Here is a 17,696-nt window from a genome sequence, read left to right on the forward strand (position 1 = left end):
GCCGTCCGACTGGTCGTCAGGTCTGCGTGAATGCTCACACCGCTTCCTTCGCCCCGACATGTTCTCGCAATCACCCCGAGCCAGCAAGCCTGGGCGATGGATGCTCAAGTCGGCCTGTTAAGACCCCGCCGGAAAGCATACAAAGCCGAGCTCGGCTACGCACGCTCGGGCATACTTCAATTAGTTTGCCAAAATCACATTTCTGTGCACGATTCTTATATTGATGGACAGGAATGTCTCGTCTTCTGCCGCGGGGAAACGTGAAGTGACCACGGGTTGGACGGGACATGGCTCGGCTTTCCCACCGGTCCCGGGTAGGCCAAGCTGTTGATGTGACCCACGGTCGATCCACGACGTCCATCTACATCGCCTCGCCCGAGGGCGACACCGGCAAGTCCACCATCGCACTCGGCATCCTGCACCGGCTGACCGCGGTGGTGCCCAAGGCGGGGGTGTTCCGCCCCATCACCCGCCGGGAGAATCGTGACTACATCCTCGAACTCCTGTTGGCCCACAGCAATGCGGGGCTGAGCTACGACGACTGCGTCGGCGTCAGCTATCAGCGACTGCACGCCGACCCCGAGGCCGCCATCGCCGATATCGTCGACCGCTATCACGCGATTGCCGCCCGCTGTGACGCCGTGGTTATCGTCGGCTCCGACTACACCGACGTCGCCACGCCCACCGAACTGAGCGTGAACGCCCGCATCGCGGCCAACCTGGGTGCTCCGGTGTTGTTGTCGGTACGCGCCCGTGACCGCACACCCGCCGAGGTCGTCCAGGTCATCGAACTGTGCCTGGCCGAACTGGCTGCCCAGCATGCCCATACTGCTGCGGTGGTGGCCAACCGGTGCGACCCGGCCCAGATGCAGGCGGTGGTGCAGGCCTGCAAAGATCTCGGGCCGCACGTCTACGTCCTTCCCGAGGAGCCGCTGCTGGTCGCCCCGACGGTCGCCGACCTGAGCCGGGCGGTCGACGGCGTCCTGGTTCACGGCGACGAGTCGCTGTTGGGCCGCGAGGTGATGGGAGTTCTCGTCGCCGGCATGACCGCTGAACACTGCCTCGAGCGGCTCACCGAGGGCGTCACCGTCGTCACCCCCGGTGACCGTTCCGACGTGGTGCTGGCGGTGGTCAGCGCGCACGCCGCCGAGGGCTTCCCGTCCTTGTCGGCCATCATCCTCAACGGCGGGCTTCCCCTGCACGGCTCGATCGCCGAGCTGGTCAATGGGCTGGGACTGCGGCTGCCGATCATCGCCACCGACCTGGGCACCTTCGAGACGGCCAGCGCGGTGGCCGGCAGCCGGGGACGGGTCACGGCAACGTCGCAGCGCAAGATCGACACCGCGATAGCGCTGATGGAGCGCTATGTCGACATCGCCGACATGCAGGGCCGGATCTCGTTGCCGATCCCCACGGTGACCACCCCGCAGATGTTCACCTACCAGCTAATGGAGCGCGCCCGGGCCGACCGCAAGCGGATCGTGCTGCCCGAGGGTGACGACGACCGCATCCTGCGGGCGGCCGGGCGGCTGCTGCGCCGCGGCGTGGCAGACCTGACCATCCTCGGTGAGGAAGCGCACATCCGGTCCCGCGCAGCGGAATTGGGTGTCGACCTGGCGGCGGCCACGGTGCTCGACCCACGCACCAGTGAGCTGTGCGACCAGTTCGCCGCACAGTACGCCGAGCTTCGCAAGAGCAAGGGCGTCACGCTCGAGCAGGCGCGCGAGATCATGCACGACGTGTCCTACTTCGGAACCATGCTGGTGCACAACGGCATCGTCGACGGCATGGTCTCCGGCGCCGCCCACACCACGGCGCACACCGTGCGGCCCGCCTTCGAGATCATCAAGACCCAGCCCGAGGTGTCCACGGTGTCCAGCATCTTCCTGATGTGCCTGTCCGATCGGGTGCTGGCCTACGGTGACTGCGCGATCGTGCCGGATCCCACCGCCGAACAGCTCGCCGACATCGCGATCAGCTCGGCACGCACCGCCGCCCAGTTCGGGATCGAGCCGCGGGTGGCGATGCTGTCCTACTCCACGGGCAGCTCGGGAAGCGGCAGCGGTGTGGAGAAGGTTAGGGCCGCAACCGAACTGGTGCGCACCCGGGCGCCCGAACTGTTGGTGGAAGGACCGATCCAATACGACGCGGCCGTCGACCCCACCGTGGCGGCGGCCAAGATGCCAGATTCGCAGGTGGCCGGCCGGGCGACGGTGTTGATCTTCCCGGACCTGAACACCGGCAACAACACCTATAAAGCCGTACAGCGCAGCGCCGGGGCCATCGCCATCGGCCCGGTGCTGCAGGGGCTCAACAAACCCGTCAACGATCTGTCGCGCGGCGCGCTGGTCGAGGACATCGTCAACACCGTCGCGATCACCGCGATCCAGGCCCAGGGGAAGTAGTCGTGCAGCGAACCGTCCTAGTCCTCAACTCTGGCTCATCATCGGTGAAATATAGTCTGGTTCAGCCAGATTCGGGTGTATCGGTGGCAAGCGGGATCGTCGAGCGGATCGGCGACAATCACTCTTCGGCACTGCTCGAGTTCGGCGGGCTCAAAGTCCGCCGTGAAGAGGCTGTCGCCGACCACGCAGCGGCCCTTCGCCTGACCTTCGACCTCTTCGCTGAAGTCGGTGGACACCTGGAGACACTAGGCCTGGCTGCGGTCGGACACCGAGTGGTGCACGGCGGGCCGAATCTGTACCGGCCGACCCTCGTTGACGACGACCTGATCGCCAAGCTCGATGAGCTTGCGCCGCTGGCCCCGCTGCACAACCCACCGGCGGTGTTGGGGATCGAGGTTGCGCACAAGATTCTGCCGGACGTTCCCCACGTTGCCGTGTTCGACACCGCGTTCTTCCACGATCTGCCCGCGGCCGCCGCCACCTATGCGATGGACGGTGACCTGGCCCGCCGGTGGCAGATCCGCCGCTACGGTTTCCACGGCACTTCGCACCGCTACGTCAGCCACCAGGCGGCGGAGTTTCTGGGCGCGCCGATCGAGTCGCTGAATCAGATTGTGCTGCATCTCGGTAACGGGGCGTCGGCCTCGGCTATCGCCGGTGGTCGTCCGGTCGACACCTCGATGGGCTTGACGCCGATGGAGGGCTTGGTGATGGGGACTCGCTCCGGCGACATCGACCCCGGTGTGCTCGTCTACCTGTGGCGCACCGCCGGGATGGGTGTCGAGGAGATCGAGGCCATGCTCAACCGGCACTCCGGCATGTACGGTCTCGGCGGTGAGATCGATTTCCGCGTGGTGCACCAGCGCATCGAATCCGGTGACGAGGCAGCACAATTGGCCTATGACGTCTACATCCACCGGCTGCGCAAGTACATCGGCGCCTACCTGGCGGTGCTGGGGCACACCGACGTGGTGACGTTCACCGCGGGGGTGGGCGAGAACGACGCGCGGGTGCGCCGGGATGCGCTGACCGGGCTGGCGCCGCTGGGCATCGAGCTCGACGAACACCTCAACGACAGTCCGGCCAGGGGCCCGCGGCGGATCTCCGCCGACAAGTCGCCGACGACGGTGCTGGTGATCCCGACGAACGAGGAGCTGGCGATCGCCCGCGCCTGCCTGACCGTGATCTAGCGCCCTCAGATGACCGACTGTGCGTCGGCGGCTTCCACTGTGCGTCCACGGCGGGATTGCGGGCGCAGGTTCGCCCAGGGTGCACGGTCGGCGCACTAACCGCACAGTCAGTTGGGGTACACCGGCATCACGGCGACTTCCCAGCCTGTCCGCGTAGCATCGGCGCCCGTGATCGGCGGGGTGTGGACGCTGGACGCCAGCGCGCTGGTGGCCATCGCCGCCGCGAGCGTCGCCTACCTGCGTAGCTATCGACGCGCCCGCCGCACCGACGAGGTCGGCCGCACCCAGGCGTGGTGCTTCTTCCTGGGCGTCGCGATATGGGCCGTGGCAACGCTCAGCGTGGTGGGTGTGTATGCGCCGGTGCTGTTCTGGGTGCGGTCGCTACAGGTGCTCCTGCTGCTGATGGTCGCCCCGTGCCTGCTCGCGCTGGGCCGGCCGGTGGCGACGCTGTGCGCGGCCTCGCCCCGGGCTCGCCGACTCGTCGAGCCCGCGCTGCAGAGCCCGGTCGTGCGCGCGGTGTGCTCACCGCTGGCCACGTCCGTCGCCATGCTGGCCACCCCGTGGCTGCTCTACCTCACCCCGTGGTACGTCGCCTCGATGACCGGCCCGCTGGCCGCGGGGACCCGGCTGCTGCTCGTCATCGTCGGGTTCGGCTACTTCTACACCCGCCTGCAGTCGGACCCGGTGCCCCGGCGCTTCTCGCCGCTGGTGTCGATCGGAATCAGCACCATCGAGTCGTTGGCCGACGGCGTGCTCGGCGTCGTGCTGTGGCTTGGCCCGCTCGTCGCCGCCGACTATTACGCTGCGCTGCATCGAGATTGGGGCCCCAACCTGCGGGTCGACCAGTCGATCGGCGCGGGCATCCTGTGGATCGTCGGTGATGTGTTGGGCATCCCGTTCGTCCTGCTGCTGATGCGGCAGCTCGGTTCCGAGGAACGGCGCCGGGCCGCCGAGGTGGACGCCGCGCTGGATGAGGCGGCCGAACCGGCGCCTGCGCTGTGGTGGGAGAACGATCCCGTCCTGCGGGAGCGCTTCGGGCGGTGAGCACGGTCGAGCCCTGTACATAGCCGCAGACGGCCCGCGGCACCCCATGGGAGTCTGCTGGCGTGTGGAACGGCAGCCAGCCCTTCATCGGCAGCGAGGCGCTGGCCGGCGGAGCATTGAACCGCCACCAGTTGCGAACCCGCTTCCGGCCCGTCTTTCCTGATGTCTACATTCCGCGCGATGGTGAACCTACGCTTCGCGACCGGATAGCCGCAGCGTGGCTGTGGTCGCGGGGCGCGGCCACCGTCGCCGGGCTCGCCGCGGCGGCGCTGCATGGATCGAAGTGGATCGCCGACGATGTTGCGGTAGAGCTGATTCACGCGAATCCGCGCGCGCCGCGCGGTGTGGTGACCCGACGTGCGCTGCTGCACGGTGGCGAGGTGCAGTCGATCGACGGGTTTCGCGTCACCACCGCGGAGCGGACGGCTTTCGACCTGGGGCGGTCCGGCACGTCGACATCGGCGGTCGCCCGGCTCGACGCCCTGGCCAGGGCCACCTCGTTCCGCGTCGACGACGTGTTGGCTCTGGCCGGCAATCATCGAGGTGCTCGAGGGCTGCGTCGGTTGGAGTCCGCCCTGGAACTCGTCGACCGCGGCGCGGAGTCGCCCCGCGAGACGTACCTCCGCCTGACGTTGATCCGCGCTGGACTACCGCGACCGCACACCCAGCTGCCGGTCTTCGCTGACGGTGTCGTCGTGGCCTATCTGGACATGGGCTGGCCCGAGCTGATGGTCGGCGTCGAGTACGACGGCGACCAGCACCGATCCGACCGCCGGCAGTACGTCCGCGACATCCGCCGCCGCGAGTTGATCGAGGAGCTCGGCTGGCTGCTGATCCGGGTGGTGGCCGAGGATCATCCCGGCGATGTGCTGCGCAGGGTGCGCCGTGCCATCGCGATGCGGGAATCGACTGTGCGGTGACGGCTTCGACCGTGCGCCAGGGGCGGCGATTGTCGAGTCGCAGCGCCGCGGACGCACAGTCGGCGCCCTGCACGCACACTCAGCGCGGCACACCCACCAGGGATCTAGAACGTGCTGGTGGGCCGGACGTTATTGGCCATGTCGACCAAGGCGTAGCGGTGCGCCTGGGTGGTGGCGACCCTGGCCAGGCTGCGCAGTGAGGCTTCGACGCCCAGGCGCAGGCCGTGCTCGGTGAACGGGAACCCGAGGATGTGGTTGGTGCTGGCCTCATGTTCGCCGATCCAGTCCATCGCGGTACCCAGCACCAGGGCCCGGATCTGCAGCACCCGCGGCTCGGAATCGGGCAGTGCCTCCACGCGGTGGGCGGCGTCACGGATCTGCTCCTCGGTGAGCTCGTGCGCGCTGCGGCCCGACAGCAACGTCACCGCGCTGGTCAGCCGTGCGGTGGTGAAATACCTTGAGGAGGACGGAACTTCATCGAGGGTGTGCACCGCCGACTCGCGGTCACCCTCCACCGACTGGGCCCGAGCCAGGCCGAAACCGGCCGAGATGGAATTGTTGTCGGTGTGCCACACCGTTCGGTAGAACGGCAGCTCGTCGGAGGTGCCAGCCAGTTCGGCCGTCGCCGCCAGCGCCAGCTTGGGAGCCAACTCGCCGGGGAAGGTATCCAGCACCTCGGTGAAATGCTTTGTCGCCGAATCGTAGTCGGCGGTCAGCAGCTCGGAGACGGCTTTGAACCAGATCAGTCGCCAGCGCCAGCCCACCCGTTCGGCCAGATCCTCGAGCTTGCGGTTGGCTTTGGCGACATCGCCGAGGTCCAGCAGCGCCCGCACCTCCATCAGCGGCAGCTCCACCGACTCGGTCAAATCGACGCCCTCGGAGTCCAGCCCACCGTGGCGGGCCGCGCGCAGCGAGTCCAGCGTCTGGACCGGTTGGGAGAGCACCGTCGCCGAGAGCACCGTCGCCGCCACATCGGTCGGGTCGACCAGCGGAACCGGCAGCGCGGTGACGATCTCGGCCGCGGTCAGCTTTGCCGCATGCACCAGCCCGTCCAGGTAGACGTCGGTGTGCGCCACCAGCAACTCGACGCCGAATGTTGAACGGGTGCGGGTGAACACGGTGGACAGACCGGGGCGTGGAGCGCCGGTGTCCTCAGCCACCACTTCGCGCAGGACACCCATGAGTTGCGAGGACATCTCCTCAGCACTGGCGAAGCGACGCCGGGGATCGGGGTCGATGGCGCGGCGCAACAGCCGGGCGAACGAGTCGTACTTGGCCAGCACCGGATCGTCCTCGGGCAGGCCGTCGACGTAGCGGCCTTTGCGGGTGCGCAGATTCAGCGTCAGCGCGGCCAGGGTGCGCCCCACCGTGTAGATGTCGCTGGCGACGGTGGGGCCGGTGCGAACGATCTCCGGCGCCTGGTAGCCCGGGGTGCCGTACAGGTAGCCGAAGGAGTTGATCCGCGACACCGCGCCCAAGTCGATGAGCTTGAGCCCCGGTCGCGGCTGCTCCTCGGTGACCATGATGTTCTCCGGCTTGAGGTCGTTGTAGCACAAGCCGATTGAATGCAGATAGCCCAGCGCCGGAAGGATCTCTACCATGTAGGCGATGGCCTCGGCCACCGGAAGTTTCCTTCCGGCCGCCGGCTTGAGCGACGTACCGCCGACGTATTCCATCACGATGTAGCCGACCGGCTCGCCGTGCTTGTCGGGGTGCTCGACGAAGTTGAAGATCTTCACGATCGACGGGTGGGCCACCTCGGCGAGGAACTGCCGCTCGGCCATCGCGATCGCCTGCGCTTCGGCGTCACCGGAATGCACCAGGCCCTTGAGCACCACGGGACGCTCGTTGACGTTGTGGTCGACGGCCAGGTACACCCAGCCCAGTCCGCCGTGCGCCACGCAGCCCTTGATCTCGTACTGGTCGGCGACCATATCGCCCGGAACCAGCTGCGGGAGGAACGAATACGCGCTGCCGCAGTGCGGGCACCACCCTTCGGACGTCGCCTCGTGCTCGTCGGTCGAGCGGCCAACCGGCTGGCCGCAGTTCCAGCAGAACCGCTTCGACTCGGCGACAACGGGATTGACCATCAACGCCGCGAGCGGATCGACCTCGGGGACCCGCGGAATCTCCACCAGCCCGCCGCCGAGCCGGCGGGTTGCCGACAGCGAGCGGGCCACGGTGGCGTGGTGCATGGATTCGGGCTCGGTGCCCGCGCTATCGGCTAGGTCCTCGTCGTCGAAGCGTGGCCGGAAGATCGCCTGGGTGGCCATCGGTCGCACGGTCGACACCGAGTCCATGCCGAGGTCGGCGAGACTCGCCGGCTGGGTTCCGACCTCGACATCCGGCTGATCTGGCCCGTCCATCAGTCCAGATACCTCGGCGTCGGGGGAGCGGGCGCTGGGCCCAGCACGGTCAACCATTTGCGGTACAAGGTGTTCCACGTGCCGTCGCGGCGGATGCGTTCCAGCGTGCCGTTGACGAACCGGACCAGCCCGGTGTTGGTCAGGTTGATGCCGATGCCGTACGGCTGCTGAGCCATGTTCGGCCCGATGATGTGCAGGTAGGGATCCTGTGCCACCAGACCCGCCAGGATCGAGTCGTCGGTGCTCACCGCGTCGACCTCGCGCTGCTGCAACGCGACCAGGCAGTCGGCCCAGCTCACCACCGTCACGATGATCGGCGGCGGGGCGATCTGGCGGACCCGCTCCAGGGACGTAGTGCCCCGAGCCACGCACACCCGCCGCCCGGACAGATCCGACGCCTGCGAGATGGCCGACTCGCGCGGGGCCAGGATGCGTTGGTAGGCGGTGAAATACGCCGTGGAGAAGTTCACCTGCTTGCGCCGCTCACAGGTGATCGTCATGGTCTTGACGACGATGTCGACGGTGTTGTTCTGCAGGGCGGTGATCCGGTCGGCCGAGGACAGGATCCGATACTCGACTGCCGACGGGGTGCCGAAGATGTCGCGCGCGACCTCGCCGGCGATGTCGACGTCGAAACCGGTGATCTCCCCGGTGATCGGGTCGCGGAAGGAGAACAGGTTGGAGCCGATGTCCAGCCCGACGATCAACCGGCCCCTGGCGCGGATCCCGGCGACGGCGGCGTCGGCCTCGGCCTTGGTGGAAAACGGGCGCAGGCTTGCGGTGCGGTCGCAGTCGTTCTCAGTCGGGTCGGGCGGCTGCGGGGGTTCGGGGGAGAGCTCCTCCATCCCGGCCGGGGTGGGCGGCGCCAGCGTCGGCACCGGCGGGCTCTGGATGTATTCGGTCCTGCCGCACCCAGTGAGCAGGGTCGCGACAGCGACCGCGATGCACAGGACCCGCCGGATGCCGCTCATCGGTACTCACTCAACCTCGGCCACAACCCCAGCGCCACCGCGAGTGCCGCTCCCACCGACAGCACCACCCCGCCCACCGTGGTACCCGACAACACCCGCCGGGCGGAGAGGATGTCGTTGCGCAACTGGTTGCGGCTCTCCCGGATACCGCTGGACAGCGCGGCGTCGAGCTTGTCGAACGCCGGCGTCGAATCGTCCTCGCCGGTGCCCAGCGCCACCTGGGTGGCCGCCTGGTAATTGCCTACCGAGATGTAGGAATTGATCCGCTCGTCGGCCTGGCGCCACTTCATCAGCAGCTGGTCGGCGTCGGCGAGGTCGCTCTTGGCGATCGCGTCCTTGCGGGCCAGGTATTCGGTGAGCTGGGTGTGCATGGCTTCAACGCGCTGATAGTAGGACCGCTTACGGATGTCTTCGTCACCGCGCCGGATCAGGGACAGCGTCTCGTCGGCGCGGGCCTGCTGGGCGGTGATCGCCAGGTTAGTCACCGTTTTCAGCGACTCGGCCGCGGTGTCCTTGGCGGCTCGGCTGCCTGCGGTGGAGATGGCCAGCGCCGAACCCACCCAGATGATCATGATCACGATCGCCAGCCCGCCGGCGATCAGGCCGACGTTGACCCGTCGCTTGGTGCTCCTGGCCAGCCACCGGTGGGCGAACGCCCCGAACAACAGCGTGATCGCGACCACCGCGATCACCGGGGCCGGGATCTGGGTGGAGGCGGTGGTCTCGGCGTCCACCCGCGCCGAGGTCTGTTCGTAGAGCCGCTGCGCGTCGGGCAGGATCTGCTGCTGCATCAGCGCCGAGGCTTCTGACAGATACGACGAGCCAACCGGATTGCCCATCCGGTTGTTGGTGCGGGCGGTCTCGATGAGTCCGGTGTAGACGGCCAATTGGGCGTTGATCCGGCCGAGCAGCTGGACCAGCGGCTCGTCGGTGAGCCCGCTGGAGGCCCGGGTGACCGCCACGGCGGCATCGGTGATGGCCTGCTCGTAGCGTTGCCGCACCGCGCGCGGCTCCGAGCCGGCGATGAACGCCGTCGCCGCGGCGGCGTCGGCAACCGACAGCGTGGTGTAGAGCTGCCCGGCGGCGAACGCCAGTGGCTCGGTGTGGTTGAGCACCGTGGTCAGCTGGGTCTGCCGGTCGGTGATCGTCGTCGACGTGGCGAACGCGCTGAGGATTCCGAGGGTGCCCAGGATGATCCCGATCGTCAGGATCCGGCCCGGCGTGGTCCGCAGGAACCACCAGCGGGGGTGAGCGGGCAGGGTCGGCGACCGTTGCGCCAACGGCTCGGTCGACGGGTGCGCCAGCTCAACGGTCACCTCGCGCGGACCTCATTCCCTGTTGCCCCGATTCCTTTCGCACTTCCTGAGACGATCCTAAGAGGTGCTGTGACGGATGGGGTGGGATCGACGGTACGTGCTGTGCCGTGGCGTGCTTATCCTGAACGCGTGCGAGGCGACGGCGACGGCTGGGTGGTGTCAGACACCGGCGCGCACTACTGGGGACGGCACGGTGCCGCCGGGTTGTTGCTGCGGGCTCCCCGCCCGGACGGCACGCCCGCGGTGTTGCTCCAGCACCGCGCCCCGTGGAGTCACCAGGGCGGTACCTGGGCGCTGCCCGGCGGGGCCCGCGACAGTCACGAAACACCCGAGCAGGCGGCCGTGCGGGAAGCGCACGAGGAGGCCGGGCTGCTCGCCGAGCACGTACTGGTGCGCGCGACGGTCGTCACCGCCGAGGTGGTCGGGGCCGGCGGAGCGCACTGGAGCTACACCACCGTTGTCGCCGACGCACCGGAGTTGCTCAGCACCGTGCCGAACCGGGAGAGCTCGGAGTTGCGCTGGGTGGCCGAGGACGAGGTCGTCGGGCTGCCGCTGCATCCGGGATTCGCGGCCAGCTGGGAGCGGCTGCGCATCACCACGGTGCTCAACCCGCACGAGCACGTCGAATGCCTGCTGGCGGTGCCCCACACTGTCGAGATCCAATCCGGGGTCTTTGCCTGGTGCACGCCGGCCGCCGCCGGGGTCACCTAGCAGCGCTCAGCGCCGACCGCAGCCGTCGGGCGGCAGCCTGCGGATCCGCGGCGGCGGTGATCGCGCGCACCACCACGACCCGGCGGGCGCCGGCGTCGATCACCTCGGGCAGGCGCTGTTCGTCGATCCCGCCGATGGCGAACCACGGCTTGTCGGGGTGCATGGTCGCCACCGCGCGCACCAGGTCCAGTCCGGGTGCGGGGCGGCCCGGTTTCGTCGGCGTCGGCCAGCACGGGCCCACGCAGAAGTAGTCGACGTCCTCCATCAACGCGCGCGCCGCCTCCCCCGTCTCGTGGGTGGAACGCCCGATCAGCGTGTCCGGTCCGACGATCTGACGGGCCACGTCCAGCGGCAGGTCGTCCTGGCCCAGGTGCAACACGTCGGCACCCGCGGCGCGGGCGATGTCGGCGCGGTCGTTGACCGCCAGCAGGGCGCCGTGCCGGCGCGCGGCGTCGGCCAGGATCTCGCACGCGGCCAGTTCGCCGCGCGCCTCCAGCGGCCCGAACCGCTGCTCGCCGGGTGAACCCTTGTCCCGCAGTTGGACGATGTCCACGCCGCCGGACAGCGCCGCGTCGGCGAACTCGGCCAGGTCACCGCGTTCGCGCCGGGCGTCGGTGCACAGGTATAGCCGTGCGGCCGCGAGCGTCGTTGCAGGTTCGTGCACACCGCGACGGTAGCGGCTAGCGTGGAGGCTCGGCACGGGAGTCCCGGGAGCGGGGCTGAGAGTGGAGGCGACCAACCCTCCAGACCGTCACCACCTGATCCGGGTCATGCCGGCGAAGGAAGCGAGAGGGATATGTCGAACGAATCGCTGGCCGTCATCGGCGGCGGGGTCATCGGGCTTGCGGTGGCGCGCCGCGCCGCGCTGGACGGCCTGTCGGTGCGGGTGCACCGCAGTCCCCTGCTTGGTGCGTCCTGGGTGGCCGGCGGCATGCTGGCCCCGCACAGCGAAGCCTGGCCCGGTGAGGAACAGCTGCTGACGATCGGCCTGGAGTCACTGCGCCTGTGGCACGGCGGGTTCCTCGACGGCCTGCCCGACGACGTGGTCACCGCCCGCGAGTCGCTGGTGGTCGCCGTCGATCGCGCCGACGCCGCCGACCTGCGCACCGTCGCCGACTGGTTGTCGGTCCAGGGGCATCCGGTGACCGTGACCACCGCCGCGCGCGACATCGAACCCCTTCTGGCCCAAGGTATTCGACACGGTTTCGTCGCCGCCGACGAGCTCGCGGTGGACAACCGTAAGCTGCTGGCCGCTCTGGAGGCACACTGCGAGCAGCTCGGGGTGCGTTGGGCCGCACCGGTACGGGCCCTCGACGACGCGCGCGACGGTGCCGACACCGTGGTGATCGCCAACGGTATCGACGCGCCGTCGCTGTGGCCCGGTCTGCCGGTCCGCCCGGTCAAGGGTGAGGTGCTGCGGCTGCGCTGGCGGCACGGGTGCATGCCGGTGCCGCAGCGGGTGGTGCGGGCCCGGGTGCGCGGCCGGCACGTCTACCTGGTGCCCCGCGCCGACGGTGTGGTGGTCGGCGCGACCCAGTACGAGCACGGCCGCGACACCGCGCCCTCGGTGACTGGCGTGCGTGAGCTGCTCGACGATGCCTGCGCGGTGATGCCCGCGCTTGGCGAATACGAGCTGGCCGAATGCGCGGCGGGGCTGCGGCCGATGACCCCGGACAACATTCCGATCGTCGGGCGCCTCGACGAAGGCACGCTGGTGGCCACCGGGCACGGTCGGTCGGGATTCCTGCTGGCCCCCTGGACAGCCGAGCGTGTTGCCGCCGAACTGATAGGAGCACGGGCGTGAAGGTCACGGTCAACGACGAGGAGGTCGACGTCGACGACGACACCACGGTCGAGGCGCTGCTGGCGTCCCTCGGGATTCCCGACCGCGGTATCGCGGTCGCGGTCGACTGGACGGTTCTGCCTCGCTCGCAATGGCATTCGGCGCTGACCGAAGGCGCCCGCGTGGAAGTGGTGACGGCGGTGCAAGGTGGTTGACCATCTGACGATCGCCGGCCGCACGTTCGGCTCCCGGCTGATCCTCGGCACCGGCGGCGCGCCGAATCTGACGGTCCTGGAGGAGGCGTTGGTGGCCTCCGGCACCGAACTGACCACCGTCGCGATGCGCCGGGTTGACGCTGACGGCCGCACCGGGGTGCTCGACCTGCTGGGCCGGCTGGAGATCACCGCGTTGCCCAATACCGCGGGCTGTCGCGGCGCGGCCGAGGCGGTGCTCACCGCGCAGCTGGCCCGTGAGGCGCTCGGAACCAATTGGGTCAAGCTCGAGGTGATCGCCGACGAGCGCACCCTGCTGCCTGATGCGATCGAATTGGTGCGCGCCGCAGAACAATTGGTCGACGATGGGTTCGTCGTGCTGCCCTACACCAACGACGACCCGGTGCTGGCCCGTCGGCTGGAAGACACCGGCTGCGCCGCGGTCATGCCGCTGGGCTCGCCGATCGGCACCGGGCTGGGGATCTCCAACCCGCACAACATCGAGATGATCGTCGCCGCCGCCGGGGTGCCGGTGATCCTGGATGCCGGCATCGGTACCGCCAGCGATGCCGCGCTGGCGATGGAATTGGGTTGCGATGCCGTCCTTTTGGCCAGCGCCGTCACGCGTGCCGCGGACCCTCCGGCAATGGCCGCCGCGATGGCCGCCGCCGTCACCGCCGGATTTCTGGCCCGCCACGCCGGACGGATCCCGAAGCGGTTCTGGGCCCAGGCATCCAGCCCGAGCCTGTCTTGGCAGGATGCGTGAATCGCTATGTCGCTCTGGGCAGTTCGATGGCAGCCGGCCCGGGTATCAAGCCCCGCGCGCCGGGTTCGCCGTTGGCGGCGGGACGGTCGGCCCGCAACTACCCACACCTGGTGGCCCAGCGGCTGAGCCTCGACCTGGTCGACGTCACCTACTCCGGGGCCACCACCGCTCACATCCTGCGCGATCGCCAGCATGGCGCGCCGCCGCAGGTCGACGCCCTGGACGGCTCGGAGGAGCTGGTCACCGTCACCATCGGCGGCAACGACGCCGGCTATGTGCCGTTGCTGTTCGCCGCGACCATGCCCTCGGTGCTGCGAAAGCTCCCGGTGCTCGGTGGCGCCCTGCGTGAACTGCTGGACCCCGCCGCCCGCGACGAGGCGCTGGACCGGGTCGGTGCGTCGCTTCGGGACGTCGGCCGGGCGCTGCGCGGCCGATCACCGCGAGCGCGAATCCTGTTCGTGGACTACCTGACCCTGCTGCCGCCGCCAGGAACCCCGGCCCCGCCGCTGGCCGCGGATGTCGCCGAACTGGGCCGCCACGTCGCCCAGCGGCTGGCGGCCCTGACCGCGCAGGCCGCGCAGGCCACCGGCTGCGAGGTCGTGCCCGCGGCTCGAGCCAGTGAAGACCACCACGCCTGGTCGGCGCAGCCGTGGACGATCGGGGCTGGGTCGTTTCTGCCGTGGCGGCCGAAACCGTTTCACCCCAACGCCGCCGGCATGCAGGCGGTGGCCGATCTGATCGTGGCGAGGCTTCAGGAGCCGTAGGTGTTGGCCGGTGGGTCGACCCGGACCACGCTGGACACCTCCAGCGTCGGGATCGACGACGTCCCGGTATACCTCTGGCCGGCGGGCACGGTGCCCTGCACCTGAACCCAGGTGTTCTCCGGGAAGGACGCCGCCGTCGGCGCCGCCGGACCGGACAGCTGCAGCCTGGCCAGCTGGGCGTCGGCCGCACAGCAGATGATGACGATCTTGGCCAGATCGACGTGATCGCCGTCGCGCATGGTGAAACCGGTGACGGTGATCTGCCTGCCGTCCAGGGCGCCGACCTTGCCGACCGCGACCCGCATCAGCACCTCCGGCAGTGACACCACCGGCGCTGGGCCGGGCGGCAGCGGCGGAAACGAGCGCGCATTGGTCACCGACACGGTGACCGGCGCGGCGGCCCGGGCGCTCAGCGCCGGCGGCACCACGAAGATCAGCAGCACCACCGGCAGGACCAGCAGCCAGACGATGCCGTTGCGGTGGGTATGGCCGCCGTGCTCGGGATGGGCGCCGCCGGCGCGCACGTCCCGCACGATCGCCACCAGCGCCAGCGCGATCACCAACACCGCCGAGGCCGCCAGCCAGATCAGCATGGTGGGTTTGACGTAGCGGGTGTAGGCCCCGGTGACCGTCACCATCACCAAGGCGATCCCGACGATCAGCAGCAGGGTGTTCTCGGTTTCACGCCTCACAGCAGCACCAGCCCGACTCCCGTGGCCAGCATGGTCGCGACCACCAGCGTCACCGGGGCGAAGCGCAGCGCGAACCCGCGGCCGAACAAACCGGCCTGCATGGCGACCAGTTTGATGTCCACGGCCGGCCCGACCACCAGGAACACCAACCGCGGCACCAGCGGCACCATGGTGAGGCTGGCCGCCACGAACGCGTCGGCCTCCGAACACAGCGCCAGCACGAAAGCCAGCAGGGCCATGCTCACCACACCGATGAGCAGGTTGCCCGCCACGTGCTCGAAAACCCACGGCGGCACCACAACTCGCAACGTCGCGGCCGCCGCCGCCCCGATCACCAGATAGGAGGCGGCTTGCAAGAAGTCGTGGCGGGCGGCCTCGGTGAACACCGTCCACCGGGACTGATCGCTGCCGGTCGCCCGCGGCGGTGTGCGGGTGATCCAGCCGGGCCGACCCCACCGCGACCACAGCATCCCCATGACGACCGCAGTCCCCAGCGAGGCGACGCACCGGGCCAGCACCATCTGCGGCTGGCCGGGGAAGGCCACCGAGGTGGCCACCAGCACCACCGGGTTGATCGCCGGTGCGCTCAGCATGAACGTCAGCGCCGCCGCGCCCACCGTCCCGTCGCCGAACAACCGTCGGGCCACCGGCACCGATCCGCACTCACAACCGGGCAGCGCCGCACCGGCCACCCCGGCGGCCAACACCGCGGCCGGGGCTCTGGCGGGCAGCCACCGGGCCAGCCGCTCGGTCGAGACGTAGGCGGCGATCAGTCCGCTGATCACCACGCCGAGCGCCAGGAACGGCACGGCCTGCAGGAACACGCCGGCGAACACGGTGCCCGCGGTGGCCAGCCGCGGGTTGCCGGCGACTCCATCGCGCATCCAGGTGCCGGCCAGGGCGCACACCACCAAGCCGGCCACCAGCACCTCGGTGGAGGTCACCAGGCGGCGGCGAGGAGCGGTCACGGTCTTCGACAGCATTGCGGCCATCGTGCCACTCGAACCTGCGTATCCGGGCGAGCGTCTAACCTGGGCGCGGTGAAGCACAGACCCCCGGCCGTGATGGCCTGGCTGACCGTCGTGGTCGCCGCCGTCGCCTTGACCGGATGCGACCGGTCGACCGATTTATCGCAACCGGTCGTGGCTGGCAGACCGGCCGCGCAGTTCGCCGACGAACTGCGCCAGCGGCTCACCACCGACGCGATGGTCGCCCACCTGCAGAAATTGCAGGACATCGCCAACGCTAACAACGGCACCCGAGCGGTGGGTTCACCCGGGTTCGAGGCCAGCATCGACTACGTCGTCGGCGTGCTGCGCGGTAAGGGTTTCGATGTGCAGACCCCGGAATTCCAGACCCGGGTCTTCCAACCCGGCACGACAACGTTGCGGGTCGGCGGCGCCGAGGTGCCCGCCCGCGCGCTGGAGTTCAGTATCGCCACAGCGCCGCAGGGCGTCGCCGGACCACTGGTGGCCGCACCGGCCGACGACTCGCCGGGCTGTGCCCCCGCCGACTACGACGGTCTGCCGGTCCGCGGTGCGGTGGTCCTGGTCGACCGCGGCGCCTGCCCCTTCGCCGACAAGCAGGCCATCGCCGCCAAGCTCGGTGCGGTGGCGCTGATCGTGGCCGACAACGTCGACGAGGAGCACATGGGTGCCACCCTCGGCGAGGACACCGACGTCAAGATTCCGGTGGCCGGAGTGAAGAAGGCCGACGGGGCCCGGCTGCGCGGCGCTCCAGGACCGGTCACCCTCACGATGGATGCCAGCACCAAAACCGTCAATGCCCGCAACGTCATCGCCCAGACCAAGACCGGGTCGGCCAGTGACGTGGTCGTCGTCGGCGCCCACCTCGACAGCGTCCCGGACGGACCGGGTATCAACGACAACGGCTCGGGCGTGGCCGCGGTGCTGGAGACGGCCGTGCAGCTGGGGCCGGCGGCGGAGCTGAAGAACGCGGTGCGGTTCGCGTTCTGGGGTGCCGAGGAACTAGGCACGGTCGGCTCGCAGAAATACGTCCAGTCGCTGACCGCCGAACAGCTCAAAGACATTGCGCTGTACCTGAATTACGACATGATCGGCTCGCCCAACCCGGGCTACTTCACCTACGACGGTGACCAGTCCAGCGCGCCGGGACGCAGTGAGCAGGTGCCGCGGGTCCCGGAGGGCTCCCCGGGCATCGAGCGCACCCTGGTCGCCTACCTCGCGGCGGCCGGCAAGACCGCCCAGGACACCTCATTCGACGGCCGCTCGGATTACGACGCGTTCACCCTGGCCGGGGTGCCGTCCGGCGGGCTGTTCTCCGGGGCCGAGGAGAACAAGACCGCTGAGCAGCAGAAGCTGTGGGGCGGTACGGCCGATGCTCCGTTCGACCCGAACTACCACAAGAGCACCGACACCCTCGACCACGTCGACCGGACCGCACTGGGCATCCTCGGCGGGGGAGTGGCCTACTCGGTCGGCCTCTACGCCCAGGACATCGACGGCCGCAACGGAGTTCCGGTCCGCGACGACCGGACCCGCCACGTCATCACCGAGAACTGAGTCGATACGGCGC

Annotated in this window: 16 protein-coding genes and 1 riboswitch; of the genes, 10 read left to right on the forward strand and 6 right to left on the reverse strand. The window is 69.4% G+C overall.

Annotated elements, in window-relative coordinates; all coding sequences use genetic code 11:
• The first annotated feature begins 332 nt into the window (after positions 1 to 332).
• From pta to ADBZ9K_RS26325, 4 genes are all read left to right on the forward strand, one after another.
• Entirely contained in the window at positions 333 to 2,405 is a 2,073-nt protein-coding gene (gene pta / locus ADBZ9K_RS26310) for a phosphate acetyltransferase (protein ID WP_526625220.1), read from the forward strand.
• A 2-nt stretch (positions 2,406 to 2,407) separates the two neighbouring features.
• Positions 2,408 to 3,595: an acetate/propionate family kinase gene (locus tag ADBZ9K_RS26315; protein ID WP_526625221.1), complete on the forward strand. Its 1,188-nt coding sequence runs from the start codon at positions 2,408 to 2,410 to the stop codon at positions 3,593 to 3,595.
• A gap of 168 nt (positions 3,596 to 3,763) precedes the next feature.
• Positions 3,764 to 4,639 (forward strand): cytochrome c oxidase assembly protein, encoded by an 876-nt coding sequence (locus ADBZ9K_RS26320; RefSeq protein ID WP_526625222.1) that lies wholly within the window; start codon positions 3,764 to 3,766, stop codon positions 4,637 to 4,639.
• A gap of 62 nt (positions 4,640 to 4,701) precedes the next feature.
• The gene (locus tag ADBZ9K_RS26325) at positions 4,702 to 5,559 is read left to right on the forward strand and encodes a hypothetical protein (RefSeq protein WP_526625223.1); all 858 of its coding nucleotides are present in this window, start codon (positions 4,702 to 4,704) and stop codon (positions 5,557 to 5,559) included.
• 104 nt (positions 5,560 to 5,663) lie between these two features.
• Here ADBZ9K_RS26325 and ADBZ9K_RS26330 read toward each other — a convergent pair whose 3' ends face one another.
• The 3 genes from ADBZ9K_RS26330 to glnX are packed head-to-tail and all read right to left on the reverse strand — an operon-like array spanning position 5,664 to position 10,212.
• A complete protein-coding gene (locus ADBZ9K_RS26330; RefSeq protein WP_526625645.1) occupies positions 5,664 to 7,925 on the reverse strand; it encodes a serine/threonine-protein kinase in 2,262 nt (753 codons plus the stop codon).
• The gene (locus ADBZ9K_RS26335; protein WP_526625224.1) at positions 7,925 to 8,896 is read right to left on the reverse strand and encodes a glutamate ABC transporter substrate-binding protein; all 972 of its coding nucleotides are present in this window, start codon (positions 8,894 to 8,896) and stop codon (positions 7,925 to 7,927) included. Before ADBZ9K_RS26335 ends, ADBZ9K_RS26330 begins: the two co-directional genes overlap by 1 nt.
• Positions 8,893 to 10,212, reverse strand: coding sequence for a protein kinase G-activating protein GlnX (gene glnX, locus ADBZ9K_RS26340; RefSeq protein ID WP_526625225.1), 1,320 nt, complete (start codon positions 10,210 to 10,212; stop codon positions 8,893 to 8,895). The genes ADBZ9K_RS26335 and glnX overlap by 4 nt, the downstream gene beginning before the upstream one ends.
• A gap of 129 nt (positions 10,213 to 10,341) precedes the next feature.
• Between glnX and ADBZ9K_RS26345 the strand changes: the two genes are divergently transcribed.
• Positions 10,342 to 10,923 (forward strand): NUDIX hydrolase, encoded by a 582-nt coding sequence (locus ADBZ9K_RS26345; RefSeq protein WP_526625226.1) that lies wholly within the window; start codon positions 10,342 to 10,344, stop codon positions 10,921 to 10,923.
• Here ADBZ9K_RS26345 and thiE read toward each other — a convergent pair.
• Positions 10,916 to 11,587, reverse strand: a complete 672-nt coding sequence (thiE, locus tag ADBZ9K_RS26350; protein ID WP_526625227.1) for a thiamine phosphate synthase — start codon at positions 11,585 to 11,587, stop codon at positions 10,916 to 10,918. The two genes, ADBZ9K_RS26345 and thiE, sit on opposite strands and share 8 nt — an antisense overlap.
• A 24-nt stretch (positions 11,588 to 11,611) precedes the next feature.
• Positions 11,612 to 11,725: riboswitch (TPP riboswitch) on the forward strand.
• On the opposite strand from thiE, the gene thiO reads away from it, so the two are divergent.
• The 4 genes from thiO to ADBZ9K_RS26370 all read left to right on the forward strand — a co-directional run bounded on the left by thiO (position 11,720) and on the right by ADBZ9K_RS26370 (position 14,448).
• Positions 11,720 to 12,727 carry a glycine oxidase ThiO gene (gene thiO / locus ADBZ9K_RS26355; RefSeq protein WP_526625228.1) on the forward strand — a complete coding sequence of 336 codons (1,008 nt, stop codon included), beginning with the start codon at positions 11,720 to 11,722 and terminating at the stop codon, positions 12,725 to 12,727. Its footprint overlaps the riboswitch before it by 6 nt.
• Complete coding sequence (gene thiS, locus ADBZ9K_RS26360; protein ID WP_526625230.1) at positions 12,724 to 12,921, forward strand: sulfur carrier protein ThiS; 198 nt, start codon at positions 12,724 to 12,726, stop codon at positions 12,919 to 12,921. The genes thiO and thiS overlap by 4 nt, the downstream gene beginning before the upstream one ends.
• A complete protein-coding gene (locus ADBZ9K_RS26365) occupies positions 12,914 to 13,684 on the forward strand; it encodes a thiazole synthase (protein ID WP_526625232.1) in 771 nt (256 codons plus the stop codon). Before thiS ends, ADBZ9K_RS26365 begins: the two co-directional genes overlap by 8 nt.
• Positions 13,681 to 14,448: an SGNH/GDSL hydrolase family protein gene (locus tag ADBZ9K_RS26370; RefSeq protein WP_526625234.1), complete on the forward strand. Its 768-nt coding sequence runs from the start codon at positions 13,681 to 13,683 to the stop codon at positions 14,446 to 14,448. Before ADBZ9K_RS26365 ends, ADBZ9K_RS26370 begins: the two co-directional genes overlap by 4 nt.
• Here ADBZ9K_RS26370 and ADBZ9K_RS26375 read toward each other — a convergent pair.
• Together ADBZ9K_RS26375 and ADBZ9K_RS26380 are read right to left on the reverse strand one after the other, a co-directional pair.
• Positions 14,436 to 15,140 carry a TIGR03943 family putative permease subunit gene (locus ADBZ9K_RS26375; protein WP_526625236.1) on the reverse strand — a complete coding sequence of 235 codons (705 nt, stop codon included), beginning with the start codon at positions 15,138 to 15,140 and terminating at the stop codon, positions 14,436 to 14,438. The two genes, ADBZ9K_RS26370 and ADBZ9K_RS26375, sit on opposite strands and share 13 nt — an antisense overlap.
• Positions 15,137 to 16,123: a permease gene (locus ADBZ9K_RS26380; RefSeq protein WP_526625237.1), complete on the reverse strand. Its 987-nt coding sequence runs from the start codon at positions 16,121 to 16,123 to the stop codon at positions 15,137 to 15,139. Before ADBZ9K_RS26380 ends, ADBZ9K_RS26375 begins: the two co-directional genes overlap by 4 nt.
• Before the next feature lie 81 nt (positions 16,124 to 16,204).
• On the opposite strand from ADBZ9K_RS26380, the gene ADBZ9K_RS26385 reads away from it, so the two are divergent.
• Positions 16,205 to 17,683 carry a M28 family metallopeptidase gene (locus ADBZ9K_RS26385; protein WP_526625646.1) on the forward strand — a complete coding sequence of 493 codons (1,479 nt, stop codon included), beginning with the start codon at positions 16,205 to 16,207 and terminating at the stop codon, positions 17,681 to 17,683.
• Positions 17,684 to 17,696 lie beyond the last annotated feature (13 nt).

This window comes from Mycobacterium sp. (assembly GCF_965229265.1).
GTDB lineage: Bacteria > Actinomycetota > Actinomycetes > Mycobacteriales > Mycobacteriaceae > Mycobacterium.